This is a genomic window from Cryomorpha ignava, assembly GCF_010686655.1.
In the GTDB taxonomy this organism is placed as follows: domain Bacteria; phylum Bacteroidota; class Bacteroidia; order Flavobacteriales_D; family Cryomorphaceae; genus Cryomorpha; species Cryomorpha ignava.
In genome coordinates, this window is record NZ_JAAGVY010000020.1 from 13,647 (window position 1) to 31,239 (window position 17,593).

At 39.4% G+C, this 17,593-nt stretch carries 13 protein-coding genes; 5 read left to right on the forward strand and 8 right to left on the reverse strand.

Annotated elements, in window-relative coordinates; translation table 11 throughout:
• Nucleotides 1–74 precede the first annotated feature (74 nt).
• Complete coding sequence (locus tag G3O08_RS11420; protein ID WP_163285505.1) at nt 75–551, forward strand: HNH endonuclease; 477 nt, start codon at nt 75–77, stop codon at nt 549–551.
• Nucleotides 552–554: 3 nt separating this feature from the next.
• On the opposite strand, the gene trpS is transcribed toward G3O08_RS11420, so the two are convergent.
• The 3 genes from trpS to G3O08_RS11435 all read right to left on the reverse strand — a co-directional run bounded on the left by trpS (nt 555) and on the right by G3O08_RS11435 (nt 4,256).
• On the reverse strand, nt 555–1,523 hold the full coding sequence (gene trpS / locus G3O08_RS11425; RefSeq protein WP_163285506.1) for a tryptophan--tRNA ligase: 969 nt from the start codon (nt 1,521–1,523) through the stop codon (nt 555–557).
• Nucleotides 1,524–1,570: 47 nt separating this feature from the next.
• Nucleotides 1,571–3,145 carry an ArnT family glycosyltransferase gene (locus G3O08_RS11430; RefSeq protein WP_163285507.1) on the reverse strand — a complete coding sequence of 525 codons (1,575 nt, stop codon included), beginning with the start codon at nt 3,143–3,145 and terminating at the stop codon, nt 1,571–1,573.
• Between the two features lie 274 nt (nt 3,146–3,419).
• Entirely contained in the window at nt 3,420–4,256 is an 837-nt protein-coding gene (locus G3O08_RS11435) for an alpha/beta fold hydrolase (protein ID WP_163285508.1), read from the reverse strand.
• 347 nt (nt 4,257–4,603) lie between these two features.
• Between G3O08_RS11435 and gatC the strand changes: the two genes are divergently transcribed.
• Entirely contained in the window at nt 4,604–4,900 is a 297-nt protein-coding gene (gene gatC / locus G3O08_RS11440) for an Asp-tRNA(Asn)/Glu-tRNA(Gln) amidotransferase subunit GatC (protein ID WP_163285509.1), read from the forward strand.
• A gap of 169 nt (nt 4,901–5,069) precedes the next feature.
• On the opposite strand, the gene G3O08_RS11445 is transcribed toward gatC, so the two are convergent.
• The 5 genes from G3O08_RS11445 to lepA form a co-directional block, all read right to left on the reverse strand.
• Nucleotides 5,070–5,990: an outer membrane beta-barrel protein gene (locus G3O08_RS11445; RefSeq protein ID WP_163285510.1), complete on the reverse strand. Its 921-nt coding sequence runs from the start codon at nt 5,988–5,990 to the stop codon at nt 5,070–5,072.
• A gap of 60 nt (nt 5,991–6,050) precedes the next feature.
• Nucleotides 6,051–7,361 (reverse strand): hypothetical protein, encoded by a 1,311-nt coding sequence (locus G3O08_RS11450; RefSeq protein ID WP_163285511.1) that lies wholly within the window; start codon nt 7,359–7,361, stop codon nt 6,051–6,053.
• Nucleotides 7,361–7,846, reverse strand: a complete 486-nt coding sequence (locus G3O08_RS11455) for an RNA polymerase sigma factor (protein WP_163285512.1) — start codon at nt 7,844–7,846, stop codon at nt 7,361–7,363. The genes G3O08_RS11450 and G3O08_RS11455 overlap by 1 nt, the downstream gene beginning before the upstream one ends.
• Nucleotides 7,847–7,937: 91 nt before the next feature.
• Entirely contained in the window at nt 7,938–9,053 is a 1,116-nt protein-coding gene (locus G3O08_RS11460) for a Fic family protein (RefSeq protein WP_204336857.1), read from the reverse strand.
• Between the two features lie 143 nt (nt 9,054–9,196).
• Nucleotides 9,197–10,984, reverse strand: coding sequence for a translation elongation factor 4 (gene lepA / locus G3O08_RS11465; protein WP_163285513.1), 1,788 nt, complete (start codon nt 10,982–10,984; stop codon nt 9,197–9,199).
• Between the two features lie 874 nt (nt 10,985–11,858).
• Here lepA and G3O08_RS11470 point away from each other — a divergent pair.
• The 3 genes from G3O08_RS11470 (at nt 11,859) to G3O08_RS11480 (ending at nt 17,562) form a co-directional block, all read left to right on the forward strand.
• Nucleotides 11,859–14,018 carry a T9SS type A sorting domain-containing protein gene (locus tag G3O08_RS11470; RefSeq protein ID WP_163285514.1) on the forward strand — a complete coding sequence of 720 codons (2,160 nt, stop codon included), beginning with the start codon at nt 11,859–11,861 and terminating at the stop codon, nt 14,016–14,018.
• A 160-nt stretch (nt 14,019–14,178) separates the two neighbouring features.
• Nucleotides 14,179–14,559, forward strand: a complete 381-nt coding sequence (locus G3O08_RS11475) for a hypothetical protein (protein WP_163285515.1) — start codon at nt 14,179–14,181, stop codon at nt 14,557–14,559.
• A gap of 12 nt (nt 14,560–14,571) precedes the next feature.
• Nucleotides 14,572–17,562, forward strand: coding sequence for a gliding motility-associated C-terminal domain-containing protein (locus G3O08_RS11480; RefSeq protein WP_163285516.1), 2,991 nt, complete (start codon nt 14,572–14,574; stop codon nt 17,560–17,562).
• The last annotated feature ends 31 nt before the right edge of the window (nt 17,563–17,593 follow it).

Below are 17,593 nucleotides of genomic sequence, written 5' to 3' on the forward strand. Positions count from 1 at the left end.
TAAGTATAATATTGTCATAATAAATAATTCCTTAACCCAAATTTATAATTAGTTACAGAATAATCATTTAGAAAATGGCAAAGCAGAAAGTAGAAGAAAAATGGGTTTTAATGACTGAACTGAATGGAGAGCCTTTACTCCACCATTTTAAGTTGAGCAACTTAGGCAATGTGGTTAAAATTAAAAAAGGAATCGGAGCCGAAACGCCTTTTTCACCCAAAAACATCGGTGGATATAAGTACATTTCGTTTACCACACGAAATGGATCAAGAGAGACCATTTATCTACACCGATTGGTAGCAGAGTTCTTCGTTCCCGCCGATGATGAGAACGATGTGTTTGTTTTACACAAGGATTACGATCGCGAAAACAACCATTTTTCAAATTTGGAATGGGTTACAAGCCAAGAATTTTACAAACACCGCGCAGCAAAAGCAGGTAGAAAACCCAAAACTGCTAAAACAGATACGTATGAGGAAAACTTACCCGAGCAAGCGGAGCGTAAAAAAGCAAAACTTCGCCGCTATGTAGCCGAGTTTTCAGGAATATAATAGTTAGTATCCCAATTTTTCTCTTGTTCTTTCCAGAAGCTCACGTGCTATCACGCGGGCTTTTTCAGCGCCGGCAAGAAGTTTTTCTTCAATTATTTCAGGATTTTGCATTAATGAATTAAAGGCTTCGCGCTCTTTTGCAAACCGCTGTACAATAACATCAAAAAGCTCCTGCTTAGCTGCTCCGTAGCCATATCCACCCTTGATATATTTCTCACGCATATCAGCCGTTTGATCTGGCGCAGCAATTAATTTGTAAATATTAAACACATTGCAGCTATCAGGATCTTTTGATTCATCTACCCCCTTACTGTCTGTAATAATCTTCATTATCGTTTTGCGCAAAGGCTTATCTGCTTCAAAAATATTGATGAAGTTGCCGTATGATTTACTCATTTTTTGACCATCAGTACCTGGAACATACATCGTATTTTCCTGCACCTGCGCCTCTGGAATTACAAAGGTTTCGCCCATCTGGTGGTTGAAAGCGCTGGCGATATCGCGGGTCATTTCAAGGTGTTGGAGTTGGTCTTTTCCCACGGGCACAAAATTGGCGCTGTAAAGCAAAATGTCCGATGCCATTAATACGGGATACGTAAAAAGTCCGGCATTAACATCAGAAAGCCGGTCGCTTTTATCTTTAAAGCTATGCGCATTTGCAAGCATTGGATAGGGCGTAAAACAGCTCAGGTACCAGGTTAATTCAGTAACTTCAGGAATATCGCTTTGGCGGTAAAAGGTGTGCTTATCAGTATCAAAACCAAAAGCCAGCCAAGCGGCAGCTACACCCAAAACATTTTTTCTAATTATTGCAGGGTCTTTTATGGCTGTAAGCGCATGCATATTCGCAATAAATAAAAACGCCTCATTGTTGCCTTCATCAGACATTTTTATAGCCGGGATAATTGCGCCTAAAATATTGCCCAAATGTGGAGTGCCAGTACTTTGAATTCCTGTAAGAATGCGTGCCATTGTATGGATTTAGAGTGCGCGAAGTTAGGGAATTCTGATGGAGTTAGTTACCAACTGTTAGCACCGGGAATTTTTACAACGGTAGTATCAGCGATAATATAATCAGGTAAACTTCCATCATCTCTTATCGCAATTTTATAATGTTTACTCTTCACTTCATCAATTTCAGATTGAGTAGGTATGCGTCCATAAGCTGTATAATCGGTGTAAAACATAAATGCAATATTTCCATTCACGCCAACGTCAGCATTGAAAACAATATAGTTTTGATTTCCCAACAGGTTTTTTGCAGCATTATAGAATTCGATTTGAGCTAACTCCCTTTCCCGTCCAAAATTATCAAGTGGTTTTTTCATAGAGTGATTCTTTTCAATTTTGCTCAAATTAAGACACATAAACCCAAATCCAATTACAGCACATATTCTCAAAATTGAAACTATTCGTGCCTTTTTGGTAAGTGCATCAAGCCATGTAAACAAGCTGTTAATCAGCGTTCCAAAGCCGAGATAAATAATTGGTGAAACCAAAATTGTAAATGAGGTCATTTTGGTCGCCGCCAAAGAATAAAATCCATAAACTATGAGTGTAAAAGAGATAAAAGCAATCCGATGAGTCGCCTCTTTTGTTTTTATCAATAGAAGAATTAATCCACCTACAATCAAAAAAGGTATTAAATCGCCGGAACCATAAATATCATAAATCGCTCTGAAATGAAACCAGATGTCACCGCCGTGACTTTCTACAACATTAAAGAAATGATCTGTATTGAGATTCATTTCAAACGCTGCTTCAACCGGATATTTATAGTGAACGAATATTTGCCAGGGCAGAAATACGGCAAGAGAAATTACCGCGCTTTTTAAGATTGGTTTATACGCATTCGGCGAAAGCCAATTACTTCTATTACTTACCCCAATGGTGAAAAACCAAACGGCATAAATTATTAAACCCACAAGCCATTTTATCAATACAGCGCCACCCGAAAAGATTCCAATCAAAATCAGACAAACACCTTTTTTAGACCGCTGGTATTCAAACCAAGCCCAAAAACTGGCTGTTACATAAAATAGAAAAGCGACATCGTTGTGATCTGTCGTAAACCTTCCGGCTACATGTTCCAGCTGGTAGTATGCCAATCCAAAAAAGAGCGCGCCATAAAATCCAGTTCTTCTGTTTATGGAGAGCTCACCAATTCTATAAATCGCGACTGAAGTAAGCGCATGCAATAAAATACTCGGAATTCTTACCGCAAGCTCATTGGCACCAAACAACTTTATGCTTAATGCCATTTGCCACAAAAATAAGGGTTGCTTGTGAAGCCAAATATAATTCTTTGTCCAGTCGGCAAAATAATACGGCAAAACAGGATCTCTGTATAAAACCGGTTTTAAAGGATTTACGGCCAAATTCTTTGCGACGAGTGCATGGTATTGTTCATCCCATAATACCAGAAATGGATCGAGATTTGCCATAAAAAAGCCCATCACCAATATTCCCAAAAACAAGGTAATTATGGCAGCTCTATTCTTATTTGAATGAAAAAGAATAACCGATAAAAGTAAAATTACTACAGCCGGATAGAGCGGTAAAACTTGGGTATCTGAAAAAAATGAAAACGGCATAGTTCTCTGTTCGGGAAACGAATATCTTGTAAAAATATCAGTATTCAGAATTCAAGTAAGTTTTCTTATCATTTTTCTCTCCCGTTCAAAATGCCGAGAATCTCAAAATTCTTCAAATCTATCAAAGTTGTCACAATCTTTAGCTAAGTCAGCTTTAGAAAAGACGCATGATTTTAATAAGTAAAACTGGTATTCTAATGGAGTGAAAGAGATTTTTCCTTAAAAAAAAAGGTGATCGAATAGACCACCGTTTTAATTTTCAATTCAAAGCGAATTAGCTTTTCAAAAATTCAATCAAAATCTTGTTGAGCTTGTCGGTATGAGTGACGTACAATCCGTGGGGAGCATCATCAAACTTTTCATATCGATTGTTTTTAATTCCTTTGGCTGCCTGATCTGCAGATGTTTTAATCGGCACAATGTTATCAGACTTTCCGTGGACGATTAATGTGGGCACATCAACATTTGCAAGTTCTGGTCTGAAATCAGTGCCTGCCCACGATTTAGCGCTTTCTACCGTGGCGTGTTTTGAAGCCTGCATCGCAAGACCCCAGGTAAAATCAAGCATTCCCTGTGAGACAGTATCCTTATTTTCGCTGGCATTAAAATAATTTTTTCCAAATTCCTTCGCAAAGCCGGGGTAGTCCGTCTGGAGATTTTCCATAATCCCATTTAGATCCTTTTCGGGAACTCCATCCGGATTATCGGCTTTCTTGGCCACCAGTGGAATAATTGAAGAAATAAGAATTGCCTTCGAAATTTTCTTACTTCCGAAATCGGTAAAGTAGCGCACTACTTCTCCTCCACCCATAGAAAATCCGCAAAGTACTACGTCGTTTAAATTTAGCGTGAGGATTAAATCGTTTAAATCGCTTGCAAGCGAGCTATAATCATAAGATGACCAAGGTTTTGACGATTGACCGAAACCGCGTCTATCATAAGAAATGCATCTATAACCCGCATCTATTAACGCAGGAATTTGACGCTCCCAGGTCATGTGACTAAGCGGCCATCCATGAATTAAAATGATTGGCTGACCAATTCCATAATCCTGGTAAAACAATTTTGTTTTTTCTCCTTTTTCGGTGTGATTTGTTTCAATAAATGGCATGATACAAGTGTTTTAGGTTTTAGAGAAGTAACAAGTTATAGTTTGATTTGTTGGTAGTTAATCCGAAATTCGATTTCGATCTTACAAAATATCTTTTTTTGAGTTACGCACTTAAACTTATTAAACAAGTTTTAGTATGATATTTAAAACCCGTCGCCCAAAGTATTTATTATGTATCGGCACTCTCTGCGGCCTTCGCGTATAATCTCTGCGCACTTTGCGGTTAATGAGAAAAAAATCAACTCTTAAGAATTTAATTCTGGTTTGACCAGATTGTGGTTTCAATTTCTAAATAGATATCCTCATTTTTTCATCTAATCATCACCTTCTTTGCTTAGATTTGTACCATGGAAGTTGATGATAAATTAATAGACAAACTGGCAAGTTTATCAAAACTGGAGTTTAAAGCCGACGAAAAAGAGGCTATTAAGAAAGACATGGCTCGCATGCTTTCATTTTTTGAGCAACTCACCGAAATAAATACGGATGGGTTGGAACCATTGATTCACATCAATCCGGAAACGAACGTATATAGGGCAGATAAAATAACCGAAGAACTCAGCCAGGCACAGGCGCTTAAAAACGGACCTAACCACGATTCATTTTATTTTAAAGTACCTAAAGTGGTAGAAAATAAGGATTGATTCGTTTTTAGTGATTAGTTTTTGGTTTTTGGTTTTTGGTTTTTGGAAATCATGGAAGAAACCCAAACATTTGGAAAATATTATTAATCAGAAGTAAATAGAACTGGATTGCTCCCATAAAAAAAGCGCCTCGTTAGGCGCTTTTCTTCTGTGTTGCAAAAAAGCAAGTCTAAATTTTTATAAATAAACCTGCCGCGAAGCTATATACGTCATCTGTATTATCGTTGTCAAATAGTGGTAGTAATCCCACTTGAGTAAAAAGTGTAAACCTTCCGTAACCTACACGCACCAAGGCATCTGCACCCCATCTATTGAAACCCAAATCGCCTTTAATGCTGGCTTTATTATCATTGCCATTTAAATTGTACTTCTGCTTGTACATGTTTTCAATTTTTATTTTACCAATCACCCCCGCACTTACGTGAAAAGATTTTTTGGGATCGAGAGATGTATTAAATTCGAGCATAGCAGGTATGCCGATATACGAAGCACGAAGTTTATTTTTTGTGATGTTTTTATCCCCGGAAGGGACACTAAATAAGCTGTCGCCTGCAAAGGCAAACTCATTTTCGCCACTGTATTTGTAATTGTAGATTTGAAAGGTCAGCCCCATTGTAAAACCAACATAATCGCTTACAATCCTTCCTTTTACCTGTCCCATATTAAATGAGATATAACGTGATTTTCCGTAATTGGGCTCAAGAAATTCGGTACTGCCGGACAAATTAAAATCGTGGTTTCCGCTCAAGATTCCGTTTACACCAATATCAATTCCATTCCACCAGGTAAGCTCGTACTTTTTGCTCTCATTGCTGTCTTCACCATCATCGCCATCTTCCCAATCGCTATCAGATGATTTGTTTTTACTGATAATGGTGATCGATGCATTTTTAAGCTCAATACGGGTTGTATCTCCTTTGGTAGAGTCGGGATTAAAGGTATTGTCAGAACTCACACCAGCCTCTAGCCGGCCGTCTTTCATGATCAATACGGCTTTTTTTCCAGTCTTTAGTGAATCATTTGTCTCAGGTTCCTGAGCAAATGATGCCAGGCCGATGCAGAGTAAAATTATGGTTGCAAAAGTTTTCATAATTGTTGTGTTTGTTTGTTCTGATAATATGACGGACACCCTGTTTTATAAGTTACAGCACTATTTAGATTTTGTGCGCTGCACTTTAAAATTTCCGATTCTCAAAGTGTATGTAAGTGATTTGTCTCCAGAGCTTCCGGCCGATTCAGTGGTATATTCCGCATCTAGCAATTCACTTGCTTTTGATGTGATACGCTTAGCGAGTACCATCGCCATTTCGTCTTTTTCGCTATCGGGAATATTGAGCTTTTGAGCCATCAGATCTTCGGCATATTTGGGAACACTATTAAAGGTTTTTGTCTTACTCATCTGTTCCGTGCTTGTCTGAATGTGATTCTCTTCAATAATTATAGGCTCTTTCGTCAAAGCAGGCTCTTCTATGGTTGCTGCGAGATAATCTGTTTCCTGTGGTTCAATATGCTCAGGTTCCAATTTGATTTTTCTTACAACGGCAGGTTTTTTAGAGGGCTCTGAAGTTTCTGCATAGTTCACTTCATCCGGCTCACGCACTTCCCATTCCTGCAATGGAGGCTCTTCGGTCTCCTGTGTATTTTGCAAACTATCCGGAATTTTAGATTCCACTTTATTTATAGAGTCTACGCTATCAATTTGAATGGTTTTAGGTTTTTCATCCTGGGCAATTGGTGCCTTATCAGCAAATGGAGTATGCGATTGATTCCAGATAAAAACGCCGAGTAAAAGTACAGCTGCAACTGCCGCCGCGCGATACAACCAAATGAGAACCGCACTTTTTTCCTTTTTAAAAAGGCTTTCCTTATCGGGATAAAAAATACCTTTTGGAGCTGTGAGCTTAAGGCTATTGCCAATTTCCAATTCACGAACTCCATTAGGCCGGGCAAGTGCAAATTTTTTCAATGCCGTCTTTTGTTCAGTGTTTAGCAATCCTTCGCCAAGAGCTATAAGGAAGTAATCAAAATTGCTTTCAGAAATGCTTTGATCTAATCCAAACTGATAAAGCGCGTCTTTATTTAGCTGTTCATTTCCCGAAAGGAGAATAACTTTTCCCCAAAGTGCAAATTCATTCTTAAGCTGATTATTCTGAAGTAATGCATTGAGCATTTCTTTTTCAATGAATGTAAGTTGCTTCTCAATGGCGCGTAGAAAAAAAGCGTCACGCAATTTTACATCTTTCTTTAAATCTTCGGTATTCGGTTTTTTTAGTGCCGTCCACTCATGGGTTTGGTTGTGCAAATCAGGAAGTTCAACTATTTCAAAAGATTCAAGTTCTGATTTCAAATCAGGATTCTCATCCAGGAAATTATTTAATTCCACAAGCTGACTTTCTGTAAGATTGCCTTCCGCAAAGTCCAGAAAAAACGCTTCGTAATTATGTATGTTTATTCTTTCCATCAGATAATTGCTTCTATACTTCCTATATAATCTTTTAGCGCCTTGCGTGCCCTGAAAATATAAACCTTCACTTGTGCTTCGGTAAGCGAACATATTTCGCCAATCTCTTCGTAGCTATAACCTTCATAATCTCGCAGCAATACAACCGATTTTTGTACTTCGGGCAGTGTTTCGAGTGCCTGATGCAGCAATTCATTCAGGTCTGAATACTGATCTGAATGTGCCATTCTCTCCGGCTTTACTTCATCAAAACTCCCCTGCTTCTTATCCCGTCGAAACATGTCAATCATGGTGTGATAGCCGGTAGAAAATAAGTAGCTCTTTGCTTTGGCTCCATCTATTTCTTCTACTTTTAGCCACACTTTCGTAAACGCATCTTGCACCAGATCGCGTGCTTTTTCAGTGTCGCGAACATGCTTTAACATAAAACGATACAGGCCGTCGGCATGTTCATCTACGCATTTATTGTAATCATCTACGGTCATAGGCTTGCAATGTGGTTATGGGTATGACGCACGAGGGTACTTATTCGTTACAGGAAGATATGAAATTAGTTGAAAGTCTATCCCCAACCATCTAAACCACAACTAATTCATAATTTGTACTTCGACCACCGGCAGCTTCCTTCTGTAAAACCTTCTTCTCAATTAAATCCTGAATATCTCTCAAGGCGGTATCTTTTGAGCATTTGGTAATCTTAGCCCATTTTGAGGATGTTAACTTCCCATCAAATCCGTCAAGTAGTTTATTCATCATTTTCTTTTGACGTTCATTTAGTATAGTCTTTGCGTTACAGTTCCAGAATTGCGCTTTAATCAGAACATCATTCAAGACTGATTCTGTCGATTTCAATGCCTTTATAAGACAATTTAAAAACCAAACAATCCATGTCGTAATATCCAATTCCCCTTTTTGAGATAGCTCAAGCATTTCGTAATATTTTTTCCGCTCCTTCCTGATTTGCGCTGACATACTGTAAAAGCGTTGCGTAGTATTATCTGACCTTGCCAGAAGCAAGTCCGTAAGCGCTCTGGTAATTCGGCCATTTCCATCATCAAAAGGATGAATCGTTACAAACCACAAATGAGCTGTTGCTGCTTTGATTACCAAATCAATATTTTGAGTAGAATTAAACCATTTTAGAAAAGCCTTCATCTCTTCTTCAACGCGGCTCGAATCGGGTGCTTCAAAATGAATTTTTTCTTTGCCCATTGCGCCGGAGACTACTTGCATCGGGCCTTTTAGATCTTTCCGCCAATCTGCAACCGTTATAGGAATCATACCGCTTCGTCCTGTTGGAAAAAGAGCAGCGTGCCAATCAAATAAACGTTCTTTCGACATAGGATCAAAGCAATTTTGAGTTGAGTCCAGCATCATTTCTACCACGCCATCTACATCCCTATCAGAAGGAACGGAACCGGAAATTTCCATTCCCAATTTTCGGGCTATGGAAGAACGTACCTGATCTGAATTCAAAAATTCACCTTCTATTTCCGTAGATTTTAAAACATCCAGGGTCAACGTTTTCAATAAGGCATCACTTCTTAATTCAAACCCGAGAGATTCCATTTTTCCAAGTAGCTTTCCCTGAAGATTTCTCACTTCACTTAAAGGCATGATAAGCTTGCTGGAATCCCAGTTGAAATTGGGCCAATCTGTCTTTTCGTATATGTATAGCTTTATTCGCCGCATAATTTGCAACAAATATAACCTTGATGCGGCGAATAACCTAATTAATCACCTCAAAATATGCGGCGATTAGATGCCATATTCAGTGCAAATTTGACTTCTTGCAAAGGATTTAAATCGAAAGTAAAGAAATCGAAGTAAAGGCATCAATCCAACTGAAGTACCGCCAAAAAAGCTTCTTGTGGTACTTCCACATTTCCAACCTGGCGCATTCGTTTTTTACCTTTTTTCTGCTTTTCAAGAAGTTTACGCTTCCGCGAAATATCCCCACCATAGCACTTAGCGGTAACATCTTTTCGCAAGGCGCGCACCGTTTCGCGGGCAATAATTTTAGTACCAATTCCTGCCTGAATAGCAATTTCGAATTGCTGACGCGGAATAAGCTCACGCAATTTTAAACAGATTCTCTTGCCCAATTCGTAGGCATTGTCACGGTGAATCAATGCCGACAAAGCATCTACCTGATCGCCATTAAGCATAATATCCAGCTTTACCAGCTTGCTCTCCTTATAACCTATTGGGTGATAATCAAATGAAGCATAGCCTTTTGAAATGGTTTTCAGCTTATCGTAAAAATCAAAAACGATTTCGCCAAGCGGAATTTCAAAGGACAATTCAACCCTGTCAGCTGTAAGGTAAACCTGATTTGTAAGTACCCCACGTTTGTTAATACAAAGCGTCATAACCTGACCCACAAAATCTGATTTCGTAATTATCTGGGCCTTAATAAAAGGCTCTTCAACAGATGCGAGGGTACTCGGATCGGGCAGGTCGCTCGGATTATTCACCACGAGCAGTTCGCCTTTTGTAGTCATGGCTCGGTAACCAACGTTTGGAACGGTGGTAATAACCGTCATATCAAATTCGCGCTCCAGACGTTCCTGAACAATCTCCATGTGGAGCATTCCCAGAAATCCGCAACGAAACCCAAAACCAAGCGCCATCGATGATTCCGGTTCGTAAACCAGCGAAGCATCATTGAGCTGTAGCTTTTCGAGCGAGCCGCGCAGTTCTTCAAACTCGTCGGTATCAACAGGATATATTCCGGCAAAAACCATTGGTTTTACGTCTTCAAATCCTTTAACAACATCCTGGCACGGGCGACTGACCAGCGTAATGGTATCACCCACCTTTACTTCTTTTGCCTGCTTAATTCCCGAAATAATATATCCAACATCACCGGCCGACAGCACCTTTTTGGGAGTCATAGTAAGTTTCAGCGTTCCTATTTCATCGGCATGGTATTTCTTGCCGGTGTTTACAAACTTCACTTCATCGCCTTTGCGAATAGTACCGTGCTTGATTCGAAAATAAGCGATTATTCCGCGAAATGAATTAAAAACCGAATCAAAAATCATGGCTTGCAGAGGAGCTTCCGGATCGCCCTTTGGAGCAGGAATACGATCTATTACCGCTTGTAAAATTTCTTCAACTCCCATTCCGGTTTTACCGCTTGCAGGAATTACATCTTCAGGATTGCACCCGATAAGCTCTACAATTTGATCTGTAACCTCTTCGGCCATTGCGCTATCCAAATCCATTTTATTCAAAATGGGAATAATCTCAAGGTCTTGCTCAAGAGCCAGATAAAGATTAGAAATGGTTTGTGCCTGAATACCCTGTGTGGCATCAACGATCAATAACGCACCTTCACAGGCAGCGATAGAACGAGAAACTTCGTACGAAAAATCAACGTGGCCGGGGGTGTCAATCAAATTCAAAACATACTTTTCGCCATTCACCGTGTAATCCATCTGGATTGCGTGGCTTTTAATGGTGATTCCGCGTTCGCGCTCCAGATCCATATCGTCAAGAGTTTGCTCCTGCAATTCCCTGTCAGAAATGGTACCGGTAAAGTGCAGCAGCCTGTCGGCCAATGTACTCTTACCGTGATCAATGTGCGCGATTATGCAAAAATTTCGGATGTTCTTCATTCAATTTTAAATAAGAGCGCAAAAGTAGCCAAAAATAGGGATAGTTTAGCAGATTCCTGGCAGTATATATTGGTGGTGTTTTCTTTACTAAGTCTCGGTTTATTTTGGAGATAAGTGCGATTAACAGTTCAGTGATTACACTACATTCAACAACCTTACATATCTTCCTTAAACATCGATTATTAGAATTTCGTATCTTTGATAAAAAAGGTGCAATGGAATCTTATAAAATCGAAATTCTAAATCCAAAAGTTAAGAGATTACTTAAAAACCTTGCAGATCTTGAATTAATTAGAGTCTGTCAATAGAGTCAGGTGGCTGGATCATAAAGTTCAATAGCAAGGCGCACGTAGGATTGAAAATCAAGGAGTTGACATTTGTCAATGACTGTTTTCAAGACAAGTGCAACGTAGATAGTGGACTGTATGGACAGACACTAATTAGAATTAAAAAAGAGACGGATAGATCAGAATTTTCTGAATTGTTGAACAAGTTGAGAAATCAAGCTATTGAAGCTCCTTCGCTAGATGAAATTACTAATGAAGTAGAACTGGTGAGAAAAGCTCGACATGAAAAGTAAAAATGTTATTCTGGATACGACTTATTAGTGATCAAGAGCATTAAAAAACAAGAATTCTTACAATTAATGAGCTTAAAGAAATTCTTTAACGGATAAGTACGACCGCATTTTATTACTCCTTTTTTCTAATGTTGTTCGTCAACCCAGAGATCGATGCGGTTAGTTGTAACAATGAAGTTCGCAATCAACTTCTTTCCAAATCACCTCTTGCACGTCATTTATTTCGCCCCACCCGCAAATTCCCAAAAAAACCAAAATTTATTATCTTCGGCACCCTATGATATCTAAAAGCTTATGAAAAATCTTCTACTCTCATTGTTTTCTGGTCTTTTCTTTTCGGCACTTTCAGCCCAGATTATCGTGCCAATCGAAACCACAAATTCTTTTGAACTCACAACTTGCCAAAACCTTCTGATTACCGCAAATCCATATTCAGGATCTACAGTTCAGAGCATTAACGTTTTGATTTCCGACACTTCATCGTACACGGCAATTCTCAACCCCACCTATTTTCCGCAGGAATGGGATCTTGATTCGGCTTCTGAATTGCGTTTTTACGATGGGTTTGAAAGTTCTGCCAATTTGCTCGGCGCATACAATTCTACGACTCATCCTAACGGGTTTTTAATAGACATTGAAACCGACAGCCTACGCGTTGAGTTTGAAACCGCGGATGGAAGTGCAGGAAATGGTTTTGGGTTATACATCCTTTGCAATGAAACTTTCCAAACGCTGCCAACTGCAAAATTTAAACCCCAGCTTTCTGAAAACTGGTATTTTGACGAAGATGAAAATATGTATGCCCTTCGTTCCTGTCTCAATGACAGCATTCATTTGGCTTTAGATCCTGTATTTCTAAATCCGGGTTTAGAAAACCAAAACGCAGATTCCGTTTTAATAAAATGGGCACTCGGCGATCGTTCCTTTAAGCGCGAAAAAGGCCTAACATCCATAAATCATGTTTATACTGAGGGAAGCGGATATTTGGTAACCGTTTATTCGCAAGACACTTTGGGTGCAGAATCTTATTTAAAATTTATGGTTCGAAACTCACCAACTCCTACTTACTCTGTAAATACTGATCAGCCTTTTTGTCTAAATGAACCGTCAGAAGTGGAGGGAGGAATGAATGGAGATGTGGTGGTTGGTGCCGAAGCCGGTTTTGGCGCGACCTCCATTACAGAGTTTTATGGCACTGCAATATATCTTCCAGATGGTGATGGCGAAAATTACACCACAACGATTGAAGTATCTGGTTTCCCTGAAGGAACAACCATTTCTTCTGCGTCAGACATGGCTGCATTGTGCATAAACATGGAACATTCGTATTTGGGCGATCTCGAAATGATGCTAACCTGTCCTGATGGGACTGATATTAATATTTTTAATTCATATGCCGGCGATGGATTGTTCGAAGGTGGATTTGGAGGTGGTGGAACTTATCTTGGAGATGCAAATGATGGGAATGACTTTTTAATTCCAGGCATGGGTTTTGACTATTGCTTTAGCGATGATGCGGAATGGGGAACTTTAGGCGACGAATTTGGATTAGGAAATACAGTTCAAGTTTCAACATTTCAAAACGGGAATGCTATGTCTCCAGGCACTTATCTTCCCGAAGAGAGTTTTGAGAATTTTATTGGCTGTCCCGCAAATGGTGAGTGGATTCTAACTGTCCGTGATAATATATATTTTGACGACGGTTACATTTTTGACTGGAGCCTTGGTTTTAGCGAAGACTTAAGCAATTCGGGCTTTCAAAATGAGCTGGTTGCTGCAATATGGGAACCAAATAGTTGGATATCATCTGTAAATGAAGGATCTGTTGAAATAACCCCGCAAAGCGCCGAAGCACAACAAGTAACTTTTACTGTAACAGATGAAAATGGCTGTAATTTTTCCAGAGATCTCACAATCCAAATTTCGGATACGCTAACAACCCTGAACGACTCTTTAATCTGCAACCTCGCTTATAATCTTCAGTGGCCAACATCACTCGGTGAACTCAATTTTATCTCGGGTCCTTCTTCAGACGTTACGATCTCAAATTCAGGAGAAATATTTGAAATCGAAGTTCCCGAAGCAGGTAATTATACTTTCGAATTAAACTATTTTGATTGCAGCAGCGCAGCACTGGCAAATCTCGTATTTCTCGAAGAAGACAATCCGGCCTGCATTACTGGAATAAACGATATTGACTTCATCAAAGAATTTACTATCGCGCCAAATCCTGCGTCAAATTATGCTGAAGTGAAGTTTGAAATCAAAAAAGCACAAGAGGTGCAAATCACAATAAGCACGCTAGATGGTAAAGTGGTTTCGAAAGAGAAATATCACTTCACGACTGGCGATCAAAATCGACGGGTAAATCTCGATAAGTTTGAGTCAGGCGCGTATCTGATTACGCTTCTTGGCGAGACTTTTAAGGCTTCCGGATTGCTGATAAAACAATAATTTTAAGAAAGTTTGCATTAAAAGAATTCCACTTTTTACATTTGGCAAATCCGGAATTTTCGCCAATCTTTAGAAATTGGAAATACAATAATGATATATTTGCAATACTAAAGGTCAACTAAATTGATCTTTTTACGTCATTCTTTTTAAATAAACCCTTATGAAATCCATCCTGATACTCTTTTTTCTCGGAGTTTCCCTTTCCGTCTTTTCTCAAGGCGATTTTGATAAACGACTTTTGGCTAAGTTTAGTGAGGAAAGAATTGAAGAACTAACTAAAGATCATACAGCAGTAATAGAATATTGGACTTATTACTTAGACAATAGCTATATTATTATTGATGGAGATGCCACAGGCAAGCTTCTGGCTTCTGGCCAATCAATAAGAATTAAGACTTTAAAAGACTTCAATATTTTGAATTATGATTTGCACATGGATAGAAACATAAGGAAAACTTATGACATCAAAGGAACAAATAGCTATTTGATCTTATTGTCAAACAACGAATTCTCGAAAGCTTTTAGTAACCAAAGAAAATAATCCCGTAACATTATGAAGTTATTTTTAAAATCATTCTTTTTCGCTGGATTATTTGTAGTCACAAATATTCAAACAGCGTTCGCGCAACCTATCGAAGTAGCGATCTCTGAAGAAGGAACACATGAAAGTATTAATTGTCAGCAATACCTGATATTAACAGATAGCAACGCTGATAATGGAAATTATGAAGAGAATGAATCCTTCGAAGCCACATTGTGTTTTACATCTATAGAAGGTGATATCGCTCAAGTGCAAATACTTCCAACGAACCCTGCAACAGGAAATGTTTGGGACATTGATGGAAACAGCTCATTGTTTATCTATGAAGGCACTGGTACGTCCGGTACGCTTTTAGGCGAGTTCAATAGTGAATCTGATCCGGAAGGTGTTTTTTTTACCACTGACGTGGCTTGCCTTACATTCGTATTTATCTCTGGTAGCAGTAGTTCGGGCGAAGGATTCTTAGCAGAAATCAAGTGCTTGGAAGACCATCAACCTTTCGATATTGTTGTTGCAGCTATTGATCCTACTGAGTATTCATCTCAAGACTTTGATGGATTAAACTCTGCTGACTCTGTTCTTACCATTTGCTACCAAGATTCGATTTCATTTCAAACTATTCTAAATTTCCCTCTCTCCGACGCTACCGGAAACGGTTATGAACAATCGTTGGAGTCCACCAATATTATATGGAGTTGGGGCGATGGAAGCACGGATCAAGGGCTTGGTTTAGATGTAAATGGACATGTTTATGAACCATTTGGTGGTTTCTTACTCACCATTACTGCCATTGATCAAATGGGACGACAAGAGGTAGTTAGAATAAATGTTCTAGTTGCGCCTAGACCGATATTTACAGGATTATTATTTAAAGACACACTTTGTATTGGCGATACTACACAATTAACAGGTGGTATCTTATTACAAGATACTGTTGGTGTAGTCCGAAATACCGGAGCCATCAATATATACTTAGATTCGACTGATTCCTTAGCACTTCCAGACGTTCCTGGTGGTCAGGTTACAACATATTCTACTGGCATTAATATTTCCAATTTTGCAAATGATCCGGTAATTACTGACCCTGGAGATTTTGTAGAAATTTGCTTAAACATGGAGCATTCATATTTAGGAGATTTAGAAGCATGGTTGACTTGTCCAAATGGCCAAACCGCTGCGCTTTTTCAGGGGTATGGGGGAGCAGGAGTATATCCAGGAAATGGCTTTGGTGGAGGAGGAACCTTTTTGGGAGCGGCCATTGACAGCGACGACCTGCCTGATAGTATGGGAGTGGGCTTTGATTATTGTTTTTCTGACGATTTAGCAACACTTGGAACGATGGCTTTTGAATTGAGTGAAGGCAATACCGTTCCTGCTTCCACCGGGAATGCAATGATTTCAGGAACTTATTTACCAGAAGAAGAATTTCTTTCCTCATTTTTAGGCTGCCCCGTGAATGGACCTTGGACCTTAAACGTTACGGATAATCTGGGGTCAGACAATGGATTTATTTACAGCTGGAATATCGAATTCTCTTCTGATTTTTATATTGATACTGTTTACTACTCACCGACCATTGTAAATGCCTATTGGGAAGAAAATGATGATATTGTCATTAACAATGATACCATCGTGACAGTAGTACCATCATTTCCTGGTAATAATGGATTTACTTTTATTGTAGAAGACAGCTTTGGCTGCATTCATGACACAACATTTAATGTATATGTTCGTCCTTCATTAAATATCAATGATGACTTGGCATGTGATTTAACGCATACACTTACCCCTACCAACGAAAACGATGCAACTTGGACAGTCATTAGTACACCGTCTGAAAATTCTACCGTCGAATGGGACTTCATCTCCGGAGCAACCGCCAATATAACCGTAAATGAGTACGGGCTTTATACTTTTTTCATTAAAGAATCCGAAGAGTATTGCGGATACGAAGACTCTGCGACAATTGACTTCAGACCCGATCCGAAAGTCTTGCCGCTTATTAGTGATACCACCCTTTGTATTGGTGCATCTATCTTTCTCGATGCCGGGCCGCAAGATGCCAACTCAGGGAATTTTGATATTACCTGGATTAGCAGTACCGCCGGAGTTATTAATACCGAAGACTATTCTATTACAGTAGATGAAACAGGGATTTATTCAGTTATCATTGCCGGACATTGTGGTGTGGCAGGCGATACTACTGATGTAATAGCCATAACCATAGAATTTGAAGGGAATACAATATGTGGCCTTCAGTCTGCCGCCAGTGCCAATGTAGCACCGCAGGGCACAGGCTTCTGGAGCGCTGCCGAAAACATCTCTTTTACAAATGCAAATCAAACAGGTACGCAAATCTCTTCAAGCGACTTTGGTACCTATCCAATCACTTATACCGACTACCGCTGCATAGACGACGGTGTAACCCGTGACGTTACTTTTGTAGAGCAACCCGAGGTGCAGGTCGTACCGGCCAATCCCGACTTTTGTGCCGATAAGCAGTCTCTTATTCTCTCGGCAATAGTTTCCGGAAGCCATAATGGATCTTATACTTGGTCGATTAACGGAACTCCAGAACTTGGTGACAATGATTCGCTGTTTTTCCCACCGGATTATTTTACCCCACTTGAAGATTATGTAATAAGAGTTACCGTTCGTGATTTCTACAATGTATGTCAGCTCGCAACGGGCGATGCCAATTTTACGGGAAGGCAGTGCGAATACAACATCCCTAATGTTGTAACGCCAAACGCAGATGGCAAAAACGATAAATTTGAAATAGAATATATTCACTTATTCCCGGGCACTAAGCTTCGCGTTTACGACAGATGGGGAAAAACGGTATTCGAACAGGCAGATTACGATAAGTATCAGGCGAGCACTGGTGGCTGGGATCCGACTGACGTTAATTCCGGAACCTATTTCTTTGAGCTGCTTATACCCTATGCAGAAACTATTGAAACAGGCTATATTCAAGTGCTGAAAGACGGATCAGGAGACTAATTTGCTTCAAAAGAATAAAATTTCAAAAGCC

Excerpts from the sequence above, each read along its gene's own strand:
- G3O08_RS11420 (WP_163285505.1), top strand. The coding sequence starts at position 75 with ATGGCAAAGCAGAAAGTAGAAGAAAAATGGGTTTTAATGACTGAACTG.
- trpS (WP_163285506.1), bottom strand. The coding sequence starts at position 1,523 with ATGGCACGCATTCTTACAGGAATTCAAAGTACTGGCACTCCACATTTG.
- G3O08_RS11430 (WP_163285507.1), bottom strand. The coding sequence starts at position 3,145 with ATGCCGTTTTCATTTTTTTCAGATACCCAAGTTTTACCGCTCTATCCG.
- G3O08_RS11435 (WP_163285508.1), bottom strand. The coding sequence starts at position 4,256 with ATGCCATTTATTGAAACAAATCACACCGAAAAAGGAGAAAAAACAAAA.
- gatC (WP_163285509.1), top strand. The coding sequence starts at position 4,604 with ATGGAAGTTGATGATAAATTAATAGACAAACTGGCAAGTTTATCAAAA.
- G3O08_RS11445 (WP_163285510.1), bottom strand. The coding sequence starts at position 5,990 with ATGAAAACTTTTGCAACCATAATTTTACTCTGCATCGGCCTGGCATCA.
- G3O08_RS11450 (WP_163285511.1), bottom strand. The coding sequence starts at position 7,361 with ATGGAAAGAATAAACATACATAATTACGAAGCGTTTTTTCTGGACTTT.
- G3O08_RS11455 (WP_163285512.1), bottom strand. The coding sequence starts at position 7,846 with ATGACCGTAGATGATTACAATAAATGCGTAGATGAACATGCCGACGGC.
- G3O08_RS11460 (WP_204336857.1), bottom strand. The coding sequence starts at position 9,053 with ATGCGGCGAATAAAGCTATACATATACGAAAAGACAGATTGGCCCAAT.
- lepA (WP_163285513.1), bottom strand. The coding sequence starts at position 10,984 with ATGAAGAACATCCGAAATTTTTGCATAATCGCGCACATTGATCACGGT.
- G3O08_RS11470 (WP_163285514.1), top strand. The coding sequence starts at position 11,859 with ATGAAAAATCTTCTACTCTCATTGTTTTCTGGTCTTTTCTTTTCGGCA.
- G3O08_RS11475 (WP_163285515.1), top strand. The coding sequence starts at position 14,179 with ATGAAATCCATCCTGATACTCTTTTTTCTCGGAGTTTCCCTTTCCGTC.
- G3O08_RS11480 (WP_163285516.1), top strand. The coding sequence starts at position 14,572 with ATGAAGTTATTTTTAAAATCATTCTTTTTCGCTGGATTATTTGTAGTC.